Genomic DNA, 26,209 nt, shown 5'->3' on the forward strand with positions numbered 1-26,209 from the left:
TTTTTATCTTACTAGAATTGTTGTAAAGCATGTAAGAAACGATCTACTTCTTCCTTTGTATTGTATGGAGCTAAACCTGCTCGGATCCAGCCACCAGATTGATCAACACCACATTTACTAGAAAGTGTAGTGGCATAGAAGTCCCCATCTGCTACGAAAATACCATGTTCCTCTGTCATTCGTTCACACACTTCTTGTGGTGTATAGCCATCCAAGGTGAACGCAAATGTTGGTGTTTTCGCATATGAATCGTCTGCTTCATATAAGGTTACCTTATCAAGTGAGCGTAGTCCTTCGCGCATCCTGGTTGCAAGCGAATTCTCATATTCCTCAATCTGCTTTATTCCAGATACAAGTCGTTCTCTTCTCGTATCACCCGTTCCAAAGCCTTCGAAAAATTCGATTGCCGCTTTTACCCCGCCAATTCCTTCATGATTTTGGGTTCCTGTCTCTAATTTATCTGGAATAAATGATGGAGCAGGATTTAATTTATAGACTTCTAGTTTTTCGAAAACAGCCTCCCGTATAGCCGCAATCCCAACATGTGGACCGAAAAATTTATAAGCTGAGCACAATAAAATATCAGCACCAAGCTGATCACGATCAATCGTAATATGTGGAGCACCATGAACAGCATCTACTGCAACAATCGCACCAGCTTCATGTGCTTTTTCCGCGATTGTAGGGACATCATTGATCGTTCCAACTGCATTAGAGGCTAAGCCAACTGCAACTAGCTTCGTATTTTCATTGATAACATGCTGTAATTCGTCAAGATTAAGAGTCATGGAGTTAGGATCAACCGAAATCCATCGTATTGTCATTCCTTGATCTTTCGCCATCTGTATCCATGGATCCACATTGGCGCGATGATCAATTTCGGATACGACAATTTCATCCCCTGCACCCCACTGTCGACCTAGTGCACGAGCAATGGCAAGGGTAAGGGTTGTCATGTTTGCACCAAATGCGACTTCAGCAGGCTTTACATTTAAAAAGTCACTAATCAGTGCCTTTGTATCTGCAATAATATCCTCTGTCTCCCAGCTACTTGGAAAAGATCCATGCAGATTGGCACCTCCCCTTTCCATATAGGCTGTCATCGCTTCAATTGCTGATTTTACAACTTGCGAACCACCAGGACCATCGAAATAAGCAACCGTTCGTTCGTGAAATGTACGCTTTAACGCTGGAAACTGATCTCGTACAGATTGAACTGGAAATGATGTTACGTTTTGTGTCATATTTACTACTCCCCATTCTGTTATTTTTGTTCATAATTATCTCATAGTTCAGCTAATTCTGCACGTTCTTTTTCCGTAAACACACGAGATCTCGTTAAAAACCGTTTCCCCTCAGGTCCTTCTAACGAAAACATACCACCTCGACCATCGACCACATCAATAATGAGCTGAGTGTGCTTCCAATATTCATACTGATCTTTGGACATATAAAATGGTGTATCCCCTAATTTTCCTAATAACACATCTGATTCACCAGTTCGAAATTCATACCTTGGATAGCACATTGGTGAACTACCATCACAACAACCTCCAGATTGATGGAACATGAGTGGACCATGTACTTCTTTTAGCGTATTAATCAGTTGTAACGCCTCATCTGTCGCAGTTACCCGTTCAGCCATCTGTCACACCCTTTCTTTAGGAAAACTTGACTTGTCACCAATTCCTTATGGCAAAAGCCTTAGTTTTTCTTATATTACCAACCGATTCAACTTAAAAATGTTGATAGTATAAATTTAAACAAACCTATAGTACAGAATATGCACAAAAAGAAGTGAACGTTGCTAATGTCCACTTCTTTTTAACGTGAACAAAAGCTAGAAGCACCTTGATCACCCCTGATTAGAAAACTAGGCTTTTCGCCGAGTTCTTATGGCAAAAGCCTTAGTTGCACTTATGCAGTAAGAACGTTTTGTTTCTTATCTGCCAAGCATAAGCCAAGCCTCGACGTGGCACTTTTTGCGCGTAATGTGGATTAACTTATGACCTCGAGGGGGTAGGCGCTGGCCGATGAAAACTCGTGAGTCCTTATGTCTATCGGCACTAGGACGTCAATCGCTCGAAGCTGGACATGGCTGTTCCTGTTTATGAACAAAATAAAGCCAAATTTTTTATACATTCTTATCTTTTTAGAAAACTTGGCATTCGCTAATCCTTAGCGAATGTGTTAGTTTTTCTTATACTCGGGACATTAAAATTTTAGCCACGTGGAATCTACTTCTTAGCTAAAATTTTTTCTAACGTGTTAAAAGAGACCAGCTGGACCTTCACTATAGCTAATCAATAAATTTTTCGTTTGCTGGTAATGATCAAGCATCATGAGATGATTTTCCCGTCCAATACCAGACTTCTTATACCCCCCAAATGCCGCATGGGCTGGATATTCATGATAGCAATTTGTCCAAACACGACCAGCTTCAATTCCGCGTCCAAAGCGATATGCCGTATTAATATTGCGCGTCCATACACCAGCACCTAGCCCATACAACGTATCATTGGCAATTTCCAATGCTTCTTCTTTATCACTAAACGTCGTAACTGATAATACGGGACCAAAGATCTCCTCTTGGAAAATTCGCATACTATTTTTCCCTTTAAAGATTGTTGGCTCTACGTAAAATCCGTCCTTTAAATCTTCATCATCGAGTTTATTGACATTACCACCAACAAGAACCTCGGCACCTTCTTGTTTTCCAACGTCTAAATAAGAGGTGATTTTTTCCATTTGTTCTTGAGATGCTTGTGCACCCATCATTGTTTCTGTATCCAATGGATGACCAATCTTAATTTCCTTAACTCGCTTAATGGCACGTTCCATAAATTGATCATAAATTGATTCATGGATTATAGCTCTCGATGGACAAGTACATACTTCCCCTTGGTTCAAGGCAAACATGACCATGCCTTCAATTGCTTTGTCTAAGTAGCCGTCATCTTTATCCATGACATCTTGAAAGAAAATATTTGGCGACTTTCCACCTAACTCTAATGTAACAGGTATAATATTTTCCGATGCATATTGCATAATTAACCGTCCAGTGGTTGTCTCTCCGGTAAAGGCGACTTTTGCAATTCGACTATTGGATGCTAATGGTTTCCCTGCTTCTACCCCAAATCCATTGACAATATTTAACACACCTGGTGGTAGCAAGTCTTTTATTAAGTCGAGTAATACATGAATGGACGCTGGCGTTTGTTCAGCCGGTTTTAATACGACACAGTTTCCTGCTGCAAGTGCTGGAGCAAGCTTCCATGTCGCCATTAAAATTGGGAAATTCCATGGTATAATTTGTCCTACTACACCAAGTGGCTCCTTGAAATGATAAGCCACTGTATCATTATCAATTTGACTAATTCCACCTTCTTGCGCACGAATGACCCCTGCAAAATAACGGAAATGATCTGCTGCCAAAGGCAAATCAGCTGCTAGTGGTTCCCTTACTGCCTTGCCATTATCCCACGTTTCTGCTACAGCGAGCATTTCTTTGTTTCTCTCGATTCGATCTGCAATCTGATTTAAAATATATGCACGTTCTGCAGGTGATGTTTTCCCCCATGCATCCTTCGCCTCATGTGCTGCATCCACTGCTGCTTCGACATCTTCCTTCGTCGATCGAGCTATCTCACAAAACACCTTTCCTGTCACAGGACTAACATTTTCAAAATACTTCCCATTCGCCGGAGCTCGATACTCCCCTCCAATAAAATTGTCATACCTTTCCTGGAAGGTTACAAGAGCACCTTCCGTATTTGGATTCGCATACCTCATCCAATCTTCCTCCCCTTCACGTTTGTAAACGCTTACAAATTCTGATGAAGGACATCGTTGATTATCTAGTTTAGAGTATACACTTAAAGTCAGAATTATGACAAGTATTTGAAATCAATTTTTAAAAAAATAAGCCTACATAACTTTTTATGTAGACTTATCATCTATAAGTAGCCGAAGTATTGCTAGCGTATGGTGTGATGCACGAGTTTTGGTGTGTGTTGCACGAGTTTGTGCTTGTGTTGCACGCGTTTCACACATTCCTGCACGAGTTTCCATCTCCATTGCACGACTTTTGGTCCATCTTGCACGACTCTACGCACATGATGCACGACTTCACCAACCCACACTACCTACTCCATCATGAAACCATTAAAAAAACACTATTTGGCCAATAGCTTCAGCATAAGACTTTATCTCGTTTTCCCTTGTTACTACTGTTTAATTTCTGGAAGAGTACGCACTTCTGGCTCCATTGTCGATTGACAAATCGGGCAGGTAGGCTCCTCCTTTAGACTATAAGATTCTCTCATCCATCCATTACAATCCTCATTCGTACATGACCACACATTGGTCTCAATTTCGTTTACTGGCTCTTTAGGTCCGCGTGAAAAAGACATAACAGCAACCCCTTTCTTGATACTATGTCCATTATACTCCTTTTAGCTTATAAATAAAACTAGATGTGTCTAAACAAACGCCCCCGTGACAGAATAACGACAAAACGTTATACTCTATGGATGTAATTATTTTTCCTTTAGATTAGAAAAGAGGTGTCATTCATAAATGCAGTCAACCAATAAACTACTGCTAGGAATCAGTTTTACATTTTCCATCGCACTTATTGGGTATATCCTAGCACTTGTCCCTGGTTTTAATCGTGTTGGTCCTTTAGCTAGTGCGATTCTATTAGCCATTGTTTACCGGCAAATTTTCGGATATCCAGAAAAATTACGTGCTGGAATCCAATTTTCCTCTAAATATTTACTTCGCTTTGCCATTATTTTATATGGTCTCAAATTAAACGTAGATGTTATATTGCAGGATGGCTTAGGCTTATTAGCAAAAGGTGCTGTATCCATTGCATTTGCCATTTTACTCACTGTCTATATTGCGAAAAAATTGAAAGCCAACACGCAGCTTGCACTCTTACTTGGTGTTGGGACTGGTGTATGTGGTGCTGCTGCCATTGCTGCTGTTTCACCAATTGTAAAGGCGAAAGAAGAAGATACTGCAATTGGAATAGGGATTATTGCGTTAGTTGGGACCATTTTTTCGATCATTTATGCGATTGTTCTTCCGCTCCTCCCTATTAGTGAAACACAATATGGCATCTGGGCAGGTTTGAGCTTACATGAACTAGCGCACGTTGCCTTAGCTGCCGAACCAGCAGGAGAAGATGCTCTAGCGATTGCGCTCCTTGCAAAATTAGGCCGTGTCCTATTATTAGTTCCATTATGCTTTATTCTAATCTTTTGGATGAACAAGCGAAAATCACAAAACGATGCAAATGAAGCTAAAGTTGGTTTTCCTTATTTCTTACTTGGGTTTATTGCCATGAGTTTAATCGGAAGTTATGTACTAGGAACTTATATTCCAGTTACAGATGCAGTAATGGAAGGTGTTAGTGTGGCAACTACGTTTATCCTTACATCTGCCATGGTTGGCCTTGGTTTAAATGTTAGCTTGAAAGATGTAAAGGACAAAGCATTAAAACCACTCATTGCGATGGTAATAACATCGATCTTATTATCTATTATCATGTTCTGGATAGCAGGTATTTAATATGTGAGATGCGGTGCTGGCTAAAAATCTGAAAGTAGCGTCAAACAAAAAATCCATGGTCCCCGTTGACGTTCGGGAATCATGGGTTTTTATATAACATAAGATATTGCTGCAAACAGTAAAAAAAACTGTAATTAGTGGTAAAATATTATTGTTTTTATTCGGATTATAGTTCCACTTAAAGATTTTTTTCGTTAGAAACAACAAAATAAAGTTCAATCAGAGGGGTTGCCTCCTAGAGGGCAACCCCTCTTCCATATAAATAAGGTTTGGTCACTGAGAGGACTGTTCTGTTTCCTTTTCGCTGGTTTTCTTACCCATCCAGGCACTGAGAGGTGCGCTCTGTTTCCTTTTCGCTGGTTTTCTTACCCATTCGGGCACTGAGAGGCGCGCTCTGTTTCCTTTCCGCTGGTTTTCTTACCCATTCGGGCACTGAGAGACGTGCTCTGTTTCCTTTTCCTGTTTCAATATCATCATTTAGCCATTATGAAAATCCTATTTCAAGATAAAACGCTCAATTGCTTTGGCGACCCCATCATGATCATTCGTATCTGTTACATGATCTGCAACATTCTTAATCGCTTGTTGTGCATTTCCCATTGCAACACCTAATCCAGCCTGTTGTATCATTTTAATATCATTTAAACTGTCCCCAACGGCCATCACATTGTTCATCGAGATGCCGATCAAGTCACACACCTTTTTCAAGGCTGCAGCTTTATTTACTCCGATAGGGTTCACTTCCACGTTAGTCGGCAAGGAGTTGGATAATTCTAACTCCTCATAATACGAAAGCTCGTTAACAAATTCATCTAGTTTTTCTTTCTCTAGTGAATCACAGCCAAACTTCAACCAATAATGTATATAAAAGTCATCTGGACGCTTTCCATCTCTATAGACACTATTGGTCGTTACCATCCATGTATTTAACCCTAGGTTTTGTGCCATTTCATATAGTTTTTCCACCATTTCCGCTTTCAATAAGTGACGGTCAATAAGTTCTTTATCCATTGTCCAAATTTCCCCGCCATTACTAGAGATCAAATAGGAATTGAGATTTAATTCTTCTGCAAAAGAATAGCAATTATCAAGCCAACGTCCAGTACTTATCACAACATGTACCTCTTGTTCCAATGCCTTGGCAATGATTTCTTTTGTATGAGTGGACAATGTTTCCTTGTTCGTTAATAACGTACCATCCATATCCAACGCAACTAATTTTAACGCATCTGCCACTATCTTCACCTCATTTTCATATCAACTCGCATCTGCTGTCTCCGTTTGTACTCCACGATCAAATATTCTAGTTGTAATAAACGGTATGAGCAGTAATCCTAATATGACAAAGAACAATAATTGAATATTATACAAATCCACAATCAATCCACCAACTAATGGGCCAGTCATTCGACCACCAGCAGCAACACTATTGACAAATCCTTGGTAAAATCCAGCTCGACCCTTAGGTGCTAAATCATTCGCAAGTGTTGGAACCGCTGGCCATACTAACATCTCGCCAAAGGTCAAAATAGCCATTGCAATGGCAAACATCGAGAAGTTTTCGGCAAACATGGCAACCACAAAGGAAAACATTAAAATCGTATTCCCTACATAGATTTGCATTTTTTGAGTTGTAATATAACTGGTTATCCATTTTATCAGTGGCTGACCGAGGACAATAAGCCCTCCATTAATCGTCCATAGGGTACTATATAAATCCAATGGAATACCAATATCCTGGGTATGGGAGGAAATCGTTGACTGCCACTGACTATACGCGACCCAAGTTAACAAAAAGCCACTACATAGGATAAGAAGTGCAACAAACGATGACTTATTTGTGATTTTCTTACTTTGTTCAATAACCGAGGTACTCATTTGTCGATTACGCTCCTTATCCATACTTTTAAACGTAACCAACACAACGGTGAAAAATACACTAAACATAATGGCATTTGCAACAAAGATATAATCAAACGATATATTCGCGATATATCCACCAGAAGCAGCACCGATCGCGACCCCTAAATTTTGTGCCACATAAATCGCATTAAATGCACGACGGCCTCCCTCAGGCCAAACAGAACCTGCCATCGCAAATAAAACAGGTCGCGTCATCCCTGCACCAAAACCGATCAATACAAGGAAAATCGAATATGGCAAAATACTATGATAAAACGCTAAAAAAATAGAAGAAATAAGTGCAATAATAGTTCCGATCACGACCGTTTTATATGCACTGATTTTATCAAACAACACGCCACCAACTAAATTCCCAATGATGGCAGCACCTTGATTAAACAGTAAAATAAGCCCCGCAAAAGCTAAACTTTTACCAAGCTCATTATGCATATAAATGGTATTTAACGGCCATAAAAAAGAAGCCCCCGTCACATTAATTGTTGTGAGGACCACTAATATCCAAACATGTTTTGGCATCCACAACACCCCACTTTCATTCGGTAATTGTAGCCGATTTCTATAAAGGACGCAACTAATGTAATTGGGTTGGAGAGGTTGGTGTGGATGTTTGGGTTTTGTTGAACGAGTTTACGGGAGTGGGGCACGAGTTTAAGGTGCTGTCGCATGACTTTCTCGCTTTCTCGCATGAGTTTGGGGTGCTGTCGCATGGCTTTCTCCACTTCTCGCACGAGTTTAATGCCTTGTCGCATGACTTTCTCCACTTCTCGCATGAGTTTGGGGTGCTGTCGCATGACTTTCTCGCTTTCTCACACGAGTTGGAGGTGTGGTCGCACGACTTTCTCTCCTTCTTGCATGAGTTTGAGGTGCTGTCGCATGACCTTCTCCACTTCCCGCACGAGTTCACACGCGACCTTTCTCAATCCAACCTCATAAAAGTATCACGCGACACTCTATTCGCGTGATACATAATCTCCTTATAAACATTCAATGGCTAGTTTGATAGCACGTGTTAAATCTGCTTGAGACCAGCTTGGAAGTTTTCTATTTTCTAAGGCTAGTTTATGAGATGCTGGAATATGAATGAATCCGGATGGACGATCCATATTACGTTGTTTAAAGTAATGCAATCCATGGTACATGACGTTATTACATAAATATGCACCCGCTGTGTTAGAAATATTTGCTGGTAATTCAGCTTCTTTTAATTTATCCACGATATCATGGATTGGTAGAGTCGAGAAGTAGCCATCTGGACCATCTTCGGTGATTTTCTCACCATTTGGTTTATAGCCTGTATTATCCTCAGGACCCTCATTACAATTTATCGCAATACGCTCTGGTGTCACACGATCGCGTCCACCAGCTAAACCAAGCGAAATGACTGCATCTGGGTCATGTTTTTCAATAAGCTCAATCAACTGTTTACCTGTTTTTTTGAAATCAACCGTTAATACTTCCCCAATAATTTCATATCCATTGATTTCTTGCCCATTTAGTTCCTTAGCAATATCATTGGTAGGGTTGATTGGAAACTGCAAGAATGGTTCGAACCCTGTAAGTAATAACTTTTTCATCTTTTCCTCTCCCTTTTCTTTAACATTTGGCCACTATCATCTTTTCACATCCATAGCCTTTTTCACCATCTTCCAGCAGTCGCATTCCATAAAAAACAGCGACTACCCAAGATGTAAAAATAAAGCTTAACTCATTCGGTGGGGGTTTCCGACTCGACAGGGCGTGCTAGACGTGGCGTTCTTAGTCAGCCTGCCAGTTAACACGTGATAAATCTACATTTCTATCATAACATGTTTTCTTAAACATAACGCCGAAAAACTTCTAATTGATATAAAAATTGTTCCATTTTAATATACCGATCCTGTGCTTCCTCTACTGAAATAGGGTAAAATTGAATCTCTCCCTTTGGTACAAGTTGCGCTAATTTGGGGATATCAGCAGAAATGACAGTCCCAATTCGTGGATAGCCACCTGTTGTTTGGCGATCTGCCATTAAAATAATTGGCTGGCCATTCCGTGGTATTTGAATCCCACCAAATGGGATGGCATCGGAAAAGATATCAGATCCTTCCTTCAATGTAACTGGTTCTGATGCAAGACGATACCCCATTCGATTGGAATTTGCATCCACCACATGAACGGTATCAAAAAATCGTGTTCGGCCTTCTTCCGTAAATAAATCTGTATGTGGTCCTTCGATCACGCCTACTTTCACTGATTTCGCATATGTTGGAACAACTTTTTGGGATAACCCAACAAGGGATGCTACCTCTCGATTATCACTATCACCCTTAATGACCGTTCCCTTTTCCAGCATGCTGCCAAAGCCACTTTTCATATCTGTTGATTTACTACCGAAAATGGTTGGTGCATCAACACCCCCACTAACCGCAATATAAGCACGTACTCCTTCATGGTGCTGGCCAAAGGTGAGGACATCCCCAGCTTCCAGGCGAATCGGCTTCCACATCCCAACAGAAACATTATTTACTTTTGGATTCAAGTTAGCACCTGTAATCGCGATTGTCATCGGTTCCAATACTTCCAATGTTGGTCCAATCAATGTCACTTCCAACGCAACGGTATCGCGTGGATTTCCAACCAATATATTTGCCACTTGTAATGCAAATGGATCCATCGCACCTGAAACTGGTACCCCAAAACGCTGATAGCCTGTCCGACCCATATCTTGGAATGTTGTCATAATACCAGGCTTTTTCACATGAAATAATTCTTTCTGTTCCATCCTATCCGCCCTCAATCTATTTTTAACTATTTCTTCCCTACACTGGTCACTTCCACACCTGCTTCGGTTAACACTTCACGTAGTTTTTCCACAAACGCAATGGCATGTGCTCCATCACCGTGAACACACACTGTATCTGCTTTAATCGCAACTTCATCCCCATTAACAGCTGTCACGACACCTTTCTTCACCATCCGAACGACTTGATTCACGGCTGTATCCACATTTTCAATCAAGGCATTCGCCTCTTTTCTTGATGTTAGTGTGCCATCTGGTTGATAGGTGCGGTCAGCAAACACTTCTGAAGCTACCGTTAATCCAGCTGCACGACCTGCTGCGACCAATTCACCGCCAGCTAAGCCAAACAAAATAAGGGAATCATCTACATCACGTACAGCACGCGCAATAGCATCTGCAATAGCACGATCTTTTGCAGCGGTATTATACAACGCACCATGCGGCTTCACGTGCTGCATCACGACACCATGAATCTTACAAAATGCTTGTAATGCGCCAATTTGATAGGCTACTAATTGATAGATTTCTTCTGGTGCGATATCCATAAACCGTCGACCAAAGCCAGCTAAATCAGGAAAGCCAGGATGTGCACCAACTGCTACATGTTTTTCTTTCGCTAAACGAACTGTTTCCTCCATGACACGAGGATCTCCAGCATGAAACCCGCAAGCAACATTAGCAGATGTAATGTAGTTTAAGATCGCCTCATCCCCACCAAAGGAATAGGCACCAAAGCTTTCTCCCATATCACAATTCAAATCAACACGCGTCATCCAACATCCTCCTCCACTTCCTTTTTCGAAATATCTAGTTGATACGTACCTTCATTTACTTGTTTTTCAATTTCTTGAAATTCTTTCTCTGATACTTCAAAAAAACGAATAAAATCCCCAGCTTTAAATAAGAAGGAACCACTGTCTGCCTCAAGGTCTACTAAATGTAGCGGGGTTTTCCCAATAATATTCCACCCACCTGGTGATTCGACGGGGTAGATTCCCGTTTGTTCATGGGCAATCCCAACTGCACCCGCAAAAGTCGAAGCACGTGGGTTTTCCAAACGTGGTGTTGCAATGGTTGTATCCAGTCCACCTAAGTAAGGAAATCCAGGTAAAAAGCCAATCATATAGATGAGGTATTCTCGTGCTTGGTGTCGTTTAATCACTTCATCTGTCGCTAAATTGTTATGATCAGCAACTCGCTGTAAATCAGGTCCATATTCCCCACCATAAACAACAGGAACATGAATCAAGCGTGCTTCATAGTTTCCATTCTTTACTGGTGTTTCATAGATTTCAGAAATCTCCCTATGAAGATCTTCGTATAAAATAATAGTTGGATCATAATAAATGGTAACCGAATCAAATGCAGGTACCAACTCTGTTACACCAGCTATGTTTATGGCTTCTAATCGATCACAAAACCGTTGAATGGTTGTATTTAAACCAGGAGATACATCGTCATGAAACCATACTTTGACCGCTTTATCCCCTGCTGGTATTATCGAATATTCCATCATACACGCGCCTCCAGTTTTTTCACAACTAAGACTAATGCCATGTTTTTTCACATACTAAAATAATAGCATAACTTGTCACAAAAGTTCGAGTCTAGTTTATTTTTGTTTAATTGTCGGTAAACGTTTCCCATCCGTTAATCCTCCAGCACATATTTGTTGCGTCCTGCACCCATTCCAAACGATACAACTAAGAGAGACACAACAATTAATGTGATTAACGGAACAGTCCAGACATGGGTTACATCATATAAAAAGCCAATAAACATCGGGCCAACCGCTGCTAACACATACCCACATGCTTGCGCCATCCCAGATAATTCTGCTGCTTGTCGTGATGTGCGTGCACGCATCCCTAAAAACGCTAATGCTAACGCAAAGCTTCCACTTAACGTAAAACCAATTAAAATCGTACTAATGACCATGACAACATAGGAATTTCCGAGTAATAACCCGCCATAACCAGTCACAGCAAAGGCTCCCATCAAAAGTACAATACCTCGTTGTGATTTGAAACGACCTGCAATGACTGGAACGAGAAAGCTTGCAGGTAAGCCAACAAACTGCGTGAAGGAGAGCATCCAGCCAGCTGTTTCCATACTAACGCCATAGTCATGCAAAATTTCTGGTAGCCACGATATCGTGACATAAAATAAAAACGATTGTAACCCCATAAAAGCGGCAACCTGCCATGCAAGCGGGGATTTCCACATACGATTATCACTTGTACTGACGTATTGCATCTCGATTTCATCCTGGTCCTGTTTGTCTTTTCGGGAAAGATAGATCCAGATGATAATTCCGATAACGGTTGGCGTAGCCCACACGATTAGAGCTGATTGCCACCCTAAATTCAATCCACTTGCTAGTGGTACACTGACACCAGAAGCCGTTGCCGCAAAAATCCCCATCGATGTCGAATAAACACTTGTCATGAGACCTACTTTAGTAGGGAATTTTTCTTTTACAACACCAGGTAATAACACATTACAAATGGCGATCCCTAATCCAATAAATAAGGTTCCTACAAATAAAAGGAATACCATCGAAATAGATCGAACCGTAATTCCAATAAATAGAAGAATTAATCCTAATAACAGAGCACGTTCATTGGTTAGACGATTTCCGAGGCGTGGTGCTACTGGAGACATAATGGCAAAGGCAACTAGTGGTAAGCTTGTTAAAATACCTGCACTCCAGTTTGATAAGCCGATATCATCACGTATGACCCCGATCAATGGTCCAACTGATGTGATCGCTGGCCGTAGATTGAATGCAACCACAATAATTCCTACTATTAATAAAAAGCGATACAGGCGCTTTGTTTGTTTATTTGCTAATTGTCCTTCCACCGAACAAGACTCCCTTCCTCTATAACCGTTATGTTCTAATATAGCATAACAAACCTGTAACGGAAAAAGTAGACTCCACGATTCGCTAATTTTTTCAAAAAGGTACTATACAATTCTAGTAAATTATCCGATAATATATATTCAACCACCTTAGATACTGTTCGAAAAAAGAGGGGGATTACATAAGTATATGAAAAAACGGAAACGTAACCTAACCAAACCAAATCAGCAAAGAAAGTCGAAATTACAACGCCAAATTCTACTTCCATTCCTAGCATTGATTATCATTGCTGGTGGAATCATTGCCTACACAAGTTATCAATTAAGCATGAATGCGATGATTGCCCAAATGGCAGATAGTGTCGTAACACAAACCGAAAATTTAAATGATACGTTTGATGTCTTTTTTACCAATACAGAAAATACATTAAACCGTTTTTCGGAAAATGAATTATTGACCGACTATAACCCTGAAAATCGCGAGGACGTTTTAGCTTATTTAGAAGAAACGGAAGTAATGAATGATGGGTATGCAAGTGTTTATGCTGGATTGGAAGAGACAACCGAGACGGTTATTCCTGGTGCCTCCAGTGATGATAACTATGATCCAAGAAGCCGATCATGGTATAAACAGGCAAGAGACGCCGAGGGAGAAGTCATTTGGACGGATACCTATTTAGATTCTGTTACAAAAGAAACTGTCATTACCGCAGCAAAAGCGATTTATAATGGGAATGAATTAGTTGGGGTTGTAGCAGTCAATGTTTTAACAGACACGTTGACCAATATGGCTACCAATATAGAAGTTGGAAAATCAGGTCAAACGATGATTATGGATGGTCGGGAAAACTTTATCGCCCACCAGGACGAGGAATTAGTTGGGATTGGCGCCCACGAAGAACCCTATTATGAACGCTTGACAAATGGTGAGGAAAGTGGGCTTATTGAGTATGAGGAAAAAGGAAATGAACGTCTATTAGGATATACAACAAACCCACAAACTGGCTGGGTCATTGGTGCGATTGTTTTTGCAAGTGATTTCCAAGAAGAAGCGAATGGCATTTTAATTCCTATTATGATCACGTTGGGGATCGTCATTATCATCGCAATTGTTGTTTCGTTTATGACAAGTAACCGAATCACCAAACCTATTAAGACCCTACAGAACGCTATGAAAGAGGTGGAAGACGGCAACTTGTCAGCTAAACCAGCGATTAAAACGAATAACGAAATTGGTCAGCTTGCTAACAGCTTTGATCATATGCTTAGCCAAATGCGGACGATGATAAGAAACATGAGAGAAGCATCTCATCAAGTCTCTGATGCATCACAAACATTAGTTTCCAATGCCGAAGAAAGCACTGCATCCTCCAATGAAGTGGCAACAACCATGGAACAAATTGCCACAGGTGCTAGCAAACAATCCGAAATGATGGAGCAAAACAACCGTGCAACGACGGAATTAGATCATTTAATCGGACAGATTAACAAATACCATCAAGATGTTTATAAAAATGCACAAAACATGATCCAGGTATCCGAGCAAGGTGCAACAACTGTTAACAGTTTACGCCAGCAATCAAAAAAAACAAGTGACATGACAACAGAGGTTGTAAAAGCAATCCAGACACTTGAATCAAAATCTACAAATATTAATGACATTGTTACAAAAATTGCTGAGGTAGCAAGTCAAACGAACTTACTGGCATTAAATGCAGCTATCGAGGCAGCACGTGCTGGTGAACATGGACAAGGTTTTGCCGTTGTCGCTGGTGAAGTTCGCAAATTAGCGGAACAAACCGAGCATGCTTTAGGGGACATATCTTCTTTAATCGAGGAAATGCAAACCGAAACCAAACAAACGGCAGCATTAATCGCCAACACAGACGAAGTGATCCAAACGCAAGGTGCCGCCGTTAATGAAACAGGTGACGCTTTTGAAAATATCCAATCAACGATTACATCCAATAATGAGCGGATCAAACAGGTCATGGATGTGATGCAAGATATCATAAAGCAGGAGAAAGTCCTAACAGAAAACGCCGAAACTATCACTACAATCAGTGAAGAAACGGCATCTGGCACGCAAGAAATCTCAGCATCTGTTGAACAACAAACCGCATCGATGGAACAATTAAATAAACTTGCCGAGCAATTAGAATCTTATGCAACAGACATGCAAGAACAAATGAAAAAATTTAACATTGAATAAGGTAGGACGAGGGAAGGCCATATGTGGAATATGGTCTTTTTTTACACGTTAGAAAAGTATAAAATTTTAGCCAAGAATTGGACTCTACATAGCTAAAATTTTTATGTCCCAAGTATAAGAAAAACGAACACCTTCGCTAAAAGACGAGCGAATGTGAGTTTTTCTAATCGGTGTTTGGGTGCTGGTAGTTGTGCAGGATGATGGGAAAGTCGTGCGTGATTACTCCTTAGTCGTGCATAAACTTACCGAAATCGTGCATCAGGAACCTCATTTCGTGCAATAAGTTTGCTAACTCGTGCAAACCTGTCATCAACGCTTGCAACACCCTCTCAAAATCATGACCTCCACTCCCTTTTCTCATTTATCATTCTAGACGAAGGGTTTTAATAAGATTAAACTAATAGAAAAGGAGGTTTTTGATATGAAAACGATCGGTCTTATTGGTGGAATGAGCTGGGAGTCCTCATTAGAATACTACAGGATTGTCAATCAACAAGTTAGTGAGAAACTAGGAGGACTTCATTCAGCGAAATGTATTCTATATAGTGTTGATTTTGCTGAGATTGAGGAGTATCAACGAAACGGTGATTGGGACAAAAGTGCAACGATCCTAGCTAATGTAGCAGGTGATTTAGAAAAAGCTGGTGCTGATATGATTGTCCTAGCAACGAACACCATGCACAAGGTAGCAGCTGATATCGAAGCGGCTATAACGGTGCCATTTATCCATATTGGAGATGCAACTGCTAAAGCGATCACAGAACAAAACATACATAAGGTAGGGCTACTTGGGACGAAATATACGATGGAAGAGGACTTTTATCATGAACGTCTCCAGCAACATCAAATTGACGTTTTGACACCTGGAAAAGAGGAACGCGAGGAATTAAACCGGATTATTTTTGAAGAATTATGTGTCGGAAAGATATTGGATGAATCCCGTGAGAAGGTAAAAAGTATGATTGAACACCTTAAACAAGAAGGTGCAGAAGGAATTGTATTAGGATGTACTGAGGTTCCATTACTTATTAAACAAAAAGATAGCAGCCTACCTGTTTTTAGTACGATGGATATTCATGTGACAAAAGCAGTGGAAGAAGCGTTGGAATAAAGTGTGCGAGACCATACTGGAGAAGCACGTGTAGCGTGGATCGATTTACTTTTAGTTAATTTAATTGCCAGTTGGTGGGTGATGTGGTTTGTTACATGTTGCGCAGCGTTAGGAGAGGCAATAGAGATCTGTTTCTTTTTTGGTGACTTGCATGGTGGTTTGGTAATAGAGAGGGGTGCTCTGTTACCTTTTCACTGATTTTCTTGCTGTTCTGGGCACAGACAAGCTCCCTCTGTTACCTTTTTACTGATTTTCTTGCTGTTCCGAGCACTGACACGCTCCCTCTGTAACCTTTTTGCTACTCCTCTTGCTATTCCAGTCACTGATCAACCGCACTTCCACTATATCCAAAAAGGGACAGCTCCAAAATGCTGTCCCTCTCCACTCATTTATTTTCATCATGTGAAATATTTCCTGCTAATGCATATAATACGGCAGTTGTGACGAAGTGGGAGGAATTGTCATTTGCATCTTGTTGCGGATATACTTCCACATAATCCATGCCGCGAATGCCTAGTTTTGCAAATTCATGGACAAGCTCCACTAATTCATAGGAGGTTAAGCCGTTTCCATCAACTGGTCCACCTGGGTTGAATGCAAAATCTAATACATCACTACAAATACTTAAGTAAACGGCATCTGTTCCTTTGCTGGCAATGTCATATGCCTGACGTGCCATTTCTGCTAAGTCCGTTGCTTTACGAATTTCACGTGCTGTGATGGTTGTCGCGCCAACTTCTTTTGCATATTTTCCAGTTTCTGGTTTATTCCGCGGACCATGGATTCCCATATGCACAATGCTTTCATTTCGTACACTTTCACTTTCATAAATACGGTGAAATGGGGTACTTCTTGCATATAGGTCCCCTTCATAATCAGGGTGGTTGTCATAATGTGCATCCAGGTGAATGATACCGACTTGACCATCAACCTGTTCGCTTAATGCTTTCACAATTGGATAGGTTATGCCATGGTCTCCGCCAAATGCGACTGGAAATTTATTGGTTTTCCAAACGTCACTTGCAAAGCTCTCTATACGACGCATTGTTTCGATCGTATCAGCTGGTACAACATCGACATCGCCTAAATCCCCAATTGTATAATGGCTCAAGACATCTATATGATCTAGCTCTGGTAAATATCCAGAGTAGCGTGCAGAATTCAAGCGAATTACTTTCGGTCCAAGTTCAGCACCTGTATAATCACCCCATGTTACAGAACCTTCCCATGGAACCCCATAGATCAACACATCGCGATCATTTACGCTATCATCTTTTAACGAAACCTTTTTTCCGCCCAGAAAACATGGTGTATTCCCATAAATTCTATCTGTCATGATGTATCACTCCACTCTACCTATAAATTTTATTATCCCTATGTTATTTTCGCAAAAGAATCACCATTTTACAATTTACATGCAACAATTACTTTCAAAATAATGTCCACCAGTGTAAAACCGATGGACATCATAATAAAATCTCTATTATTTTACGCCAGCTACTTTATCGTATTCTTCTTGGATTTCTTTTGTTGGACCTTTTCCAATTAAACTAAATACAATAATCGCGATACTGGATAAAATAAAGCCTGGAACCATTTCATATAACTCCGATCCGGTTAGTGGCCATGTAAAGATGGTAACACCACCAACTAAAATACCAGCTAACACACCATTTCGGCTGGTTTTTTTCCAGAACAAGGAGAAGAGAATTGGTGGTCCAAATGTGGCACCAAACCCAGCCCATGCATAAGATACTAGATCAAGCACAGAACTTGTTTCATTCCATGCGATTGCTAGTGCAATGAGCGCAATTAATAGCACGGATCCACGTCCTACCCAGACAAGCTCTGTTTCGCTTGCATTTTTACGGAAATAGCGACGGTAAAAGTCCTCAGACAACGCACTCGAGGATACGAGCAACTGAGAATCGACCGTACTCATAATTGCTGCTAGTACTGCTGCAAGTAAGAAACCTGCAACCCATGGATCATAAACGACTTGAACGAGTTGAATAAATACTTGCTCGGAGTCGGCTAGTGGTTGATCAAACGTAATAATCCCCAACATACCGACAATTAATGCACCATAAAGTGGAATTACAAGACCTAAAGTTACACTAATCAATCTGGCCTTTCGTACTTCTTTATGGGAACGAATTGCCATAAAACGTGCTAGAATATGTGGCTGACCAAAATAACCAAGACCCCATGCTAATGCAGATATAATTCCTACCGCACCAATGGCACCTGCTGACTCCCAGAGAACGCCTCCAGGTTGATCATAACTAGTAGCGGCAAATCCATCAATTAAACTTGGATTAATCGAACCCAATTGATTAAACAATTCCCCAAAGCCACCAATTTGCACTAACCCATAAATAGAAGTAAATAATAATGCTGCTGACATCAACGCACCTTGAATGGTATCCGTATAACTAACTGCTAAAAATCCACCTAAGAATGTATAGGCAACAATAATTAATGCACCAACCGTTAGGGCAATATGATAATCAATATCAAATGTCCCTTGGAATAACTTTGCTCCTGCAACTAACCCAGAAGCGGTATAAAATAAGAAAAATGCTAAAATAAATCCAGCAGATAAAACACGTAATAAATGCGAATTATCTCGGAAACGATTTTCAAAGAACTCTGGTAGTGTAATCGAGTCTTTCGTGTACTCGGTATAAATACGTAAACGCTTCGCCACAAACTGCCAGTTAATCATGGCACCGATTGCCAACCCAACAGCAATCCACAAACTCCATTGACCTAGACCAGCTGCATAGGCAGCACCAGGTAACCCAATTAAGAGCCATCCACTAAAGTCACTAGCTGAAGCAGAAAACGCTGTCACCCAACTATTTAATTTACGGCCACCTAAAACGTAATCAGAAAGGGTATTCGTCATACGATAGGTAATAATTCCGATCGTAATCATCATTACTAAGTAAAGTATAAACGTCACTAATGTTGCATCCATTACTCGTCATCCCCCCGCTCTGTAAAAAATGTTATCGTAGCCCAGACGACCAATAATGGCATTGGAACTGCAAACCAAAATAATGTCCAGCCAGTAATCTCATGTTCCATCGAAAAACCTCCTGTAACTTATGTTGAATCAATTATTAGAAAGGGAAAATACCTATCTAATAAAAAGGGTGTTAACTTGCACGAGAAATTATTCACGGAAAAGCACTAAATACTGAGGCGAAAAAGAAAGCTGCTAGGGACTTAAAAGGAAAATTACACCTCTTTAAAACATATTATAATCAGATTTGATTGTCAATTTCTCGTGTAGATAAAAAGCACATGGAACGCTGTATTTATAGGGTGTAGGCAGATTTTTATTTTTTGGATTTTTGGGTGTGTTTTGTCTATAGATTTGTAGTTCTGCCGCACGAGTTTGATGTGATGTTGCACGAGTTTGGGTGTGTGCCGCATGAATTTAATGTGGGGTTGCACGAGTTTAGGTGAGTGCTGCATGAGTTTGATGTGGGGGTGCACGAGTTTAGGTGTGTGCCGCATGAGTTTGATGTGATGTTGCATGAGTTTAGGTGAGTGTTGCACGAGTTTGATGTGGGGGTGCACGAGTTTGGGTGAGTGTTGCATGAGTTTGATGTGGGGTTGCACGAGTTTAGGTGAGTGTTGCACGAGTTTGATGTGGGGGTGCACGAGTTTGGGTGTGTGCCGCATGAGTTTGATGTGGGGGTGCACGAGTTTGGGTGAGTGTCGCATGAGTTTGATGTGGGGTTGCACGAGTTTGGGTGTGTGCCGCATGAGTTTGATGTGGGGGTGCACGAGTTACCACTTCTTCGCACGACTTAGCACTCTAATCGCACCAGTTATTTGATTTTTTGCATGAGTTTTTCCTTTCCTCGCAAGAATAAAATCCCCTCTATTCCCCAGGAAATATTTGGCGAAGTATGTCAAAACACGACTTAATAAATACCTTGCTAGTTTTTTTAGTTCAGCTCACCCTAGATCACTACCACATCCCCCTCTGAATACATAACCTATTACCATATTATATTTTAGGGTGATTTCTATTACTATTGGCACTAGGTAGAGGAAAAATTATGTATTCATAAAGAATCCTGGATACGTTCTTCTGTTTACAATAAAACGGTATCCCCCTCCTTTCCTAATGGATCAGTAGTAATATTAAGTACAGGACTATCTTTTTAAAAACCTGTAAACTTCCTCCTTCTACCTAAATAATTTTACTTTTTATCTTAGATGTAGCACCTTTTTGCTATTTTCAATGCACTTTACATTGACCTTTTTTCTCTCCTTTTCTATAGCATCTTCAAACTTTCTTCAAAGTTTGCAATTATTTCTTCAACCCCCTTTGTGTTGGTCTTATCAATTGGGTTTTATTTATATCTCTTTAAACATCTAAACCGAAAATACCTTTATAACTTACTGCCTTCTTCTATCCAGAAGTAAATTATTCGACTCATAAAATATAAAAATGGCTATCCTAATGATTAGAATAGCCATCAAATGTTTATATTGGCAGCCAGGCGATCATAGCTAAATATGTCTACTCAAGCCACAGACCCTAAGCTTTGCGTCCCAAACTTTCGAATGGTTTGCCTTTTTCATTAACAGATTTCTCTGCAATATATAAATTATAAACTTACCCACTTATTTTTCACTGCTAATAATGCTGCATTGGTTCGATCGGGTACATGTAGTTTACGGAAGATAGAAATGACATGATTATTTACGGTTTTACATGAAATAAACAGGTTATTTGCGATGCTTTTATTATTATGCCCCTGACAAATTTGTTCAAGTACATCCCACTCACGTTCTGATAGAACCCCATTTGGTCGCCTTGGTTCATGGGAAGTAACATTAATATACTCATTTAATAGAACCGAAGATAAATGAGGGTGAATATATTGTTCATTATTAAGCATCGTTTTAATCGCAAATAGCAATTCGCTCATTTCCATCCCATTGTAAAAATACCCATGCAGCCCTTGTTTAAATAAAGCTATTAGTTGATCTTTGTTAATCGTTGTTGTCCATACTGCAACTTTTATTTGGTGCTCTTCACAGTAGTTCACGATAGCATTCATATTTACATTAGAATCAATGTCCACGATTACTAAATCTGGAATAGAACTGTCGCTAATGATAGATTTGTAATCTTCTACAGCTAATTCCCTCGTTGAACAATCTTCCAATTTATTTTGTAATACATTTGCTATACCATTTCTGATTACATCATCATCTTTAATTATGGTTATATTGACCATATTGTTTACCCCACTTTTCTGTTTATTCTCTAAAGAAAATCACAAAATATAGTGGCTCAACTTTTACATAGACATATTTACTACTATAGTAGTATAAACTTTTCTACCATATAATCCAATAACATTTAACAAGTTCAGAAGTGGAAGTTAATTTGATTGATTCTATTTTAGTTAGGGTTATTAATAGACTTATAAAAACTCACCTCTTAGCAATAGAGAAGTAGATAGTGATTAACTTTTAAAAATGCCACCACAGTGGGAGACATCTTATTTCAAAACGGCAAGATCGATTGAACGAATTGATTAGATTGAGTTAGCATTGCTTGGGAGGCTTGAAGAAGTACCTGATTATTGGCAAACTTGTCATTTCTTTCGGTATATCTAAATCTCTTATTTGTGTTTCTGTTAAGGTAGATTTGTCATTTTCGACATTACGACTAATATGGTCTAAAGCATTGTGGTACACACCAAATTTTGCTCGTTCTTCGTTGACAGTATTGATTGTTTATAAACTAACGCAATTGCTTCGTCTGCTTTATCTGGTTGGTCAGCCGTTAATTCATCAATCTTAGTGCATCTGTTCGATCATCTTAGTGATAATTCAAAATTACCTTAGATAGCGGGACAATTCAGTATAGAAGTTTTCTCTTGTCCCAGCAATTAGCACAACGATCTCTTTCCCGCTTTCTTCATGAATGGTATATGTAATTTCATAATTTATACCTTTATATTTCGCATCAAATATACACCAGATGAATTTCCACGTTTGGATTGTCCAATATAAGGATTTTTTCGAATTTCTGGGAGAGCTTGTTGGAATTCCTTTTTTAGAGGATTTTCTTTCAATTTCTTAAAATAACGTTCAGAGGCTGGCGTGAATAATAACTCATACATTTTTAAGCCTACGAACCGAAAATATCTTTATAAGTTGCTGCCTTTTTTTCACCAGAGGCAATTTGTTCAGCTTCAATAATCATTTTATTAATAGCTTTGTGGATATTATCACTATGAAGCTTAAATTGCTCTATCAGTTCATTACCACTATAACCTTGTGATACTAGGTCCTTGAGAATCTCAAGTGAAAAATCGTTGGTGTCTCGTCTAATTGGGCGAATCACAAGAACATCACCATCCATATAACATACGACCTCATTCCCATTTCGAGCTCGTGCTTAATAACCTCCTAATCTACAGTTCCCTCCTTTATTACATCTGCTAAGGCAGTTAATTCACCCTGATTAAGTTCGCCATAATCTGATTCAATAACTTCACTACGTTTATTTTTTGTATTCTGTGATATACTTTGTAGCACCTTATAAGCAAGCTTAGAATCATCTTCATTCATTTTCTCAATAAACCTATATACATCCTCTTTTCTAATACTCATTGTTAACACCACACATTTTTTAGTTTTAAAATTTGTTTCCTTTATTATACTGTAATGCGGTTCATTATGATACTTTACCGGACAGGCATACACCATATATATTTGAAAACAGATCACAAATTCAAAAATCAATATGATTATTGGCACGCAGTACAATTACTGTATTGAAAGGCATTACTCTGGAGTATAAACCTATGCTGCTTCGTTCTACTTCAACTGAACTAGTCGGATGCAAATGAATCGTTCCCCTGCCTCTACGGTTCAAAGACTTCTCCAACTCCACCTTCCATTTATTAAATGCTGGTACTAACGTAAACTGTAGTATGCATTAACCCTTATAAGGCTGTATTGTATGTATATTAATTCCATTTATGTAATGCATTACATTACACAATTTGATGTGCGTTTCAATGTTCAAAAATTCGTGCATACTATATAATAAAGGAAATTAAAATATATGAGAGAGAGGGATCCAAATGATAATTAGGGAAAATGGCCTCACTTATTCTGATCATTTAGACGATGAAACACTAGTTCCTGGTGGCCAGTTGAGAACAATCTCTCAGTCGCAATGGGTGGAAAAAACATTGAAACACGACAAAATTGGTTTAATTGTTAATAATGAACTGCAGCTTGCTTTAATGCATTGGTCAAAATATAAGGAAATGTTCGAGTCTATGAAGCGATTGAAAGAACGTAATGAAGAATTGGAGGAATTACTAGAGGACACAATGGCAGCAATTGCTTATTCAGATCGTGCTGAAAAATATGAAAGTGGTGAAGCAAATTTAATTAAGGCTTCTTCCCCAGAGGAAATGGTTAAAAAGTTAAAAGATGATGTTTATAAGCGCTCAGAAACATCAGAAAAAGATTAAGTCAAGGAACATACAATGGAGGGGACTTATATAAAGTATTACTTTGTACCTAAAAAAAACCCGCTCCATTTTGAGAGCGGGGTAACAAACTTTATGCGAATTTCACAAAACCCAATTCCATTATAGCTTAAATCGACGAACTAATGCGTTCAACTCTTCGGCTAATTTCGCTAAATCATCTGAGCTTTTTGCAACTTCTTCCATTGAACTGCTTGTTTGTTGTGATGAAGCAGATGTTTGTTCTACTCCTGCGGCAGACTCCTCAGAGATTGCAGCTATTTCTTGAATGGAACTATTCATTTCTTGGCTTTGTGCTGACATGTCTGACAAATTCTGGGTAATCGATTGAATATTATTTACCATATCTTTCACTGTCTCACTAATTCCAGCAAACTTTTCATCTGTTGTTTTCATTTGATTTGTTCCCTGTTCAACCTCTTCATAACTACGTTGGAGGGAGTTGGCTACTTGACTAGATTCATCTTGTATGCTAGTAACAATATCCGTAATGCTGGATACAGAATCAGAAACTTGTTCAGCTAGCTTCCGAACTTCATCGGCAACAACAGAAAATCCTTTTCCATGCTCCCCTGCACGCGCCGCTTCGATAGCAGCATTTAAGGCAAGTAAATTGGTTTGATCTGCTATGTCGTTAATAACAGAAACAATATTCGATATCTCTTGTGATTTTGAATCCAGTCCTTTTACCTTTTCAACAGCATTCTGTACATACTGATCAATTTTATTCATTTGGTTTGTTGATAAATCCATTAATTCACTACCCTCATTTGTTAACTCTAAAGCTACATTTGAGGATTCCTGAATACGTTCCCCATTATCACTAGACTCTTGTACTTTTGTTGCAAATGAACCCATAGCTGATGAAAGATTACTTGATCTATTGGCTTGCGTTTCTGAACCAGAAGCTAGTTCTTGCATGGTAGTTGCAACTTGATCTGTACCCGCTTTTACTTCATTTGCTGATTGTGTCAATTCTTCGCTTTGTGTATTTACGGTTTCTGAAACTTTATTGATTTGACCGAGCAAATCACGCATACTAGCATTCATATCATTTGTAGCAATCACTAATTGTCCTATTTCGTCTCTGGATGTTGTTTTTAATGGTTCATTCGTAAGATCGCCATCCGCAATAGATCTCATTCTATGCATTATCATTCCAATTGGATTTGAGATCATTCTTGATGTCACAAGTGCTACGACAACACCAAGGACTACAACAAGTGTGGATACCACTAAACCAACATATAAAATCGTTTCAGCACTAGAAATGACATTTTGACCTTCGTCATTAATTGACTCTTCACGTGTAGTGGCTAATTCTTCAAAACCAGCCATTATTTCACGTGCATCTGGTTGAATATTGTTTTTTAAATTACTAATTGCCACTTGCTCATTGCCTTGGTCGAATTCATAAAACACATCATCTATTACACTTTCTCGCCATTCAATACTTCTATTAATAAGATTCTCTACTTCCTCTGAATCAGTCATTGCTATTACAGTATCTTGATATTGTTTACTTTCCTCTGTATATTCATTAAAGCGGTCTTTAAAATCGGTATCTCCATACAAAACATACCCACGTGTCAGAGCTATTCGTTGAGCCATATTAAATGCTAATTTTTCATCTGCAATTAATAATGGTAGATTCTCATTGACAATATCTTTTGTATCCGTATTCACTTTATTAACAGCATAAAAATTATATATACCTAACAACAGTACTAAGAAAATCACTAACGAGAACCCAACTAAAATTTTCATTTTTATACTTTTAAAGTTTAGTAGTTTTTTCAACTGTAACACCTCAATCATTTTATTATTATATTTTATAAAACCTTCTTCACTGCTTCTTCAATCCGTTCTGGAGTAAAAGGTTTTACAATGAAATCATTTGCACCAGCTTGTATGGCATCCAAAACCATGCTTTGTTGTCCCATAGCGGAACACATTATGATTTTTGCATTTGAATTTAATTGTTTGATTTCTTTCAAAGCTTCTTCACCATTCATCTCTGGCATCGTAATATCCATCGTGACTAGATCTGGCTTTAATTCTTGAAATTGTTCAACAGCATCTCTTCCATTTTCTGCTTCTCCAACTACTTCATACCCTAACTTTGTTAAATTATCTTTTAATTGCATTCGCATAAATGCCGCATCATCTGTAATTAACACAGTTGCCATTTC

The 26,209-nt window shown here is 39.3% G+C and carries 25 protein-coding genes and 1 riboswitch; of the genes, 5 read left to right on the forward strand and 20 right to left on the reverse strand.

Annotation, left to right across the window (positions count from 1 at the left end; genetic code table 11):
• Nucleotides 1-11 precede the first annotated feature (11 nt).
• The 4 genes from GHC26_RS07230 to GHC26_RS07245 all read right to left on the reverse strand — a co-directional run bounded on the left by GHC26_RS07230 (nucleotide 12) and on the right by GHC26_RS07245 (nucleotide 4,412).
• Nucleotides 12-1,244, reverse strand: coding sequence for a cysteine desulfurase-like protein (locus GHC26_RS07230; protein WP_163970592.1), 1,233 nt, complete (start codon nucleotides 1,242-1,244; stop codon nucleotides 12-14).
• Nucleotides 1,245-1,285: 41 nt separating this feature from the next.
• Nucleotides 1,286-1,645, reverse strand: coding sequence for a DUF779 domain-containing protein (locus GHC26_RS07235; protein WP_163970593.1), 360 nt, complete (start codon nucleotides 1,643-1,645; stop codon nucleotides 1,286-1,288).
• A gap of 623 nt (nucleotides 1,646-2,268) precedes the next feature.
• Nucleotides 2,269-3,792 (reverse strand): aldehyde dehydrogenase, encoded by a 1,524-nt coding sequence (gene adh / locus GHC26_RS07240; protein WP_163970594.1) that lies wholly within the window; start codon nucleotides 3,790-3,792, stop codon nucleotides 2,269-2,271.
• A gap of 434 nt (nucleotides 3,793-4,226) precedes the next feature.
• A complete protein-coding gene (locus GHC26_RS07245) occupies nucleotides 4,227-4,412 on the reverse strand; it encodes a cold-shock protein (protein ID WP_163970595.1) in 186 nt (61 codons plus the stop codon).
• A gap of 166 nt (nucleotides 4,413-4,578) precedes the next feature.
• On the opposite strand from GHC26_RS07245, the gene GHC26_RS07250 reads away from it, so the two are divergent.
• Nucleotides 4,579-5,577, forward strand: coding sequence for a YeiH family protein (locus GHC26_RS07250; RefSeq protein WP_163970596.1), 999 nt, complete (start codon nucleotides 4,579-4,581; stop codon nucleotides 5,575-5,577).
• Nucleotides 5,578-6,072: 495 nt separating this feature from the next.
• Here GHC26_RS07250 and GHC26_RS07255 read toward each other — a convergent pair whose 3' ends face one another.
• Entirely contained in the window at nucleotides 6,073-6,813 is a 741-nt protein-coding gene (locus GHC26_RS07255) for a Cof-type HAD-IIB family hydrolase (protein WP_163970597.1), read from the reverse strand.
• A 21-nt stretch (nucleotides 6,814-6,834) separates the two neighbouring features.
• A complete protein-coding gene (locus GHC26_RS07260) occupies nucleotides 6,835-8,016 on the reverse strand; it encodes an MDR family MFS transporter (RefSeq protein WP_163970598.1) in 1,182 nt (393 codons plus the stop codon).
• An 83-nt stretch (nucleotides 8,017-8,099) separates the two neighbouring features.
• Between GHC26_RS07260 and GHC26_RS07265 the strand changes: the two genes are divergently transcribed.
• Nucleotides 8,100-8,462, forward strand: coding sequence for a hypothetical protein (locus GHC26_RS07265; RefSeq protein ID WP_163970599.1), 363 nt, complete (start codon nucleotides 8,100-8,102; stop codon nucleotides 8,460-8,462).
• A 12-nt stretch (nucleotides 8,463-8,474) separates the two neighbouring features.
• Here GHC26_RS07265 and GHC26_RS07270 read toward each other — a convergent pair whose 3' ends face one another.
• The 5 genes from GHC26_RS07270 to GHC26_RS07290 all read right to left on the reverse strand — a co-directional run bounded on the left by GHC26_RS07270 (nucleotide 8,475) and on the right by GHC26_RS07290 (nucleotide 13,144).
• Nucleotides 8,475-9,074, reverse strand: coding sequence for a pyroglutamyl-peptidase I (locus tag GHC26_RS07270; RefSeq protein WP_163970600.1), 600 nt, complete (start codon nucleotides 9,072-9,074; stop codon nucleotides 8,475-8,477).
• Between the two features lie 239 nt (nucleotides 9,075-9,313).
• Entirely contained in the window at nucleotides 9,314-10,261 is a 948-nt protein-coding gene (locus tag GHC26_RS07275; protein WP_163970601.1) for a 5-oxoprolinase subunit C family protein, read from the reverse strand.
• A gap of 26 nt (nucleotides 10,262-10,287) precedes the next feature.
• Entirely contained in the window at nucleotides 10,288-11,052 is a 765-nt protein-coding gene (gene pxpA / locus GHC26_RS07280) for a 5-oxoprolinase subunit PxpA (protein WP_163970602.1), read from the reverse strand.
• On the reverse strand, nucleotides 11,049-11,795 hold the full coding sequence (pxpB, locus tag GHC26_RS07285) for a 5-oxoprolinase subunit PxpB (protein ID WP_163970603.1): 747 nt from the start codon (nucleotides 11,793-11,795) through the stop codon (nucleotides 11,049-11,051). The genes pxpA and pxpB overlap by 4 nt, the downstream gene beginning before the upstream one ends.
• Nucleotides 11,796-11,929: 134 nt before the next feature.
• The gene (locus tag GHC26_RS07290; RefSeq protein ID WP_163970604.1) at nucleotides 11,930-13,144 is read right to left on the reverse strand and encodes a CynX/NimT family MFS transporter; all 1,215 of its coding nucleotides are present in this window, start codon (nucleotides 13,142-13,144) and stop codon (nucleotides 11,930-11,932) included.
• Between the two features lie 190 nt (nucleotides 13,145-13,334).
• Between GHC26_RS07290 and GHC26_RS07295 the strand changes: the two genes are divergently transcribed.
• Together GHC26_RS07295 and GHC26_RS07300 are read left to right on the forward strand one after the other, a co-directional pair.
• Nucleotides 13,335-15,356, forward strand: coding sequence for a methyl-accepting chemotaxis protein (locus GHC26_RS07295; RefSeq protein WP_163970605.1), 2,022 nt, complete (start codon nucleotides 13,335-13,337; stop codon nucleotides 15,354-15,356).
• A 421-nt stretch (nucleotides 15,357-15,777) separates the two neighbouring features.
• Nucleotides 15,778-16,467, forward strand: coding sequence for an aspartate/glutamate racemase family protein (locus tag GHC26_RS07300; protein WP_163970606.1), 690 nt, complete (start codon nucleotides 15,778-15,780; stop codon nucleotides 16,465-16,467).
• A gap of 385 nt (nucleotides 16,468-16,852) precedes the next feature.
• Here the strand turns inward: GHC26_RS07300 and GHC26_RS07305 are convergent, their stop codons facing one another.
• The 7 genes from GHC26_RS07305 to GHC26_RS07330 form a co-directional block, all read right to left on the reverse strand.
• A complete protein-coding gene (locus tag GHC26_RS07305) occupies nucleotides 16,853-17,803 on the reverse strand; it encodes an agmatinase family protein (protein ID WP_163970607.1) in 951 nt (316 codons plus the stop codon).
• A gap of 147 nt (nucleotides 17,804-17,950) precedes the next feature.
• Nucleotides 17,951-19,450, reverse strand: a complete 1,500-nt coding sequence (gene putP / locus GHC26_RS07310; protein ID WP_163970608.1) for a sodium/proline symporter PutP — start codon at nucleotides 19,448-19,450, stop codon at nucleotides 17,951-17,953.
• Between the two features lie 1,531 nt (nucleotides 19,451-20,981).
• A riboswitch (cyclic di-GMP riboswitch) is annotated at nucleotides 20,982-21,077 on the reverse strand.
• Between the two features lie 24 nt (nucleotides 21,078-21,101).
• Nucleotides 21,102-21,737, reverse strand: coding sequence for a response regulator transcription factor (locus GHC26_RS07315; RefSeq protein WP_163970609.1), 636 nt, complete (start codon nucleotides 21,735-21,737; stop codon nucleotides 21,102-21,104).
• Between the two features lie 313 nt (nucleotides 21,738-22,050).
• Nucleotides 22,051-22,239 (reverse strand): flagellin, encoded by a 189-nt coding sequence (locus tag GHC26_RS16200; protein ID WP_404821771.1) that lies wholly within the window; start codon nucleotides 22,237-22,239, stop codon nucleotides 22,051-22,053.
• Between the two features lie 215 nt (nucleotides 22,240-22,454).
• The gene (locus tag GHC26_RS15790) at nucleotides 22,455-22,631 is read right to left on the reverse strand and encodes a type II toxin-antitoxin system RelE/ParE family toxin (protein WP_205599204.1); all 177 of its coding nucleotides are present in this window, start codon (nucleotides 22,629-22,631) and stop codon (nucleotides 22,455-22,457) included.
• 8 nt (nucleotides 22,632-22,639) lie between these two features.
• On the reverse strand, nucleotides 22,640-22,873 hold the full coding sequence (locus tag GHC26_RS07325; RefSeq protein WP_163970610.1) for a hypothetical protein: 234 nt from the start codon (nucleotides 22,871-22,873) through the stop codon (nucleotides 22,640-22,642).
• A gap of 47 nt (nucleotides 22,874-22,920) precedes the next feature.
• A complete protein-coding gene (locus tag GHC26_RS07330; RefSeq protein ID WP_163970611.1) occupies nucleotides 22,921-23,124 on the reverse strand; it encodes a hypothetical protein in 204 nt (67 codons plus the stop codon).
• Nucleotides 23,125-23,600: 476 nt separating this feature from the next.
• Between GHC26_RS07330 and GHC26_RS07335 the strand changes: the two genes are divergently transcribed.
• Nucleotides 23,601-23,999, forward strand: coding sequence for a hypothetical protein (locus GHC26_RS07335; RefSeq protein ID WP_163970612.1), 399 nt, complete (start codon nucleotides 23,601-23,603; stop codon nucleotides 23,997-23,999).
• Nucleotides 24,000-24,119: 120 nt separating this feature from the next.
• Here GHC26_RS07335 and GHC26_RS07340 read toward each other — a convergent pair whose 3' ends face one another.
• The gene (locus GHC26_RS07340) at nucleotides 24,120-25,817 is read right to left on the reverse strand and encodes a methyl-accepting chemotaxis protein (protein ID WP_163970613.1); all 1,698 of its coding nucleotides are present in this window, start codon (nucleotides 25,815-25,817) and stop codon (nucleotides 24,120-24,122) included.
• A gap of 32 nt (nucleotides 25,818-25,849) precedes the next feature.
• Nucleotides 25,850-26,206 (reverse strand): response regulator, encoded by a 357-nt coding sequence (locus GHC26_RS07345; protein ID WP_163970614.1) that lies wholly within the window; start codon nucleotides 26,204-26,206, stop codon nucleotides 25,850-25,852.
• Nucleotides 26,207-26,209: the final 3 nt, after the last annotated feature.

Source organism: Oceanobacillus halotolerans, assembly GCF_010993955.1.
GTDB classification, from domain to species: domain Bacteria; phylum Bacillota; class Bacilli; order Bacillales; family Amphibacillaceae; genus Oceanibacillus_A; species Oceanibacillus_A halotolerans.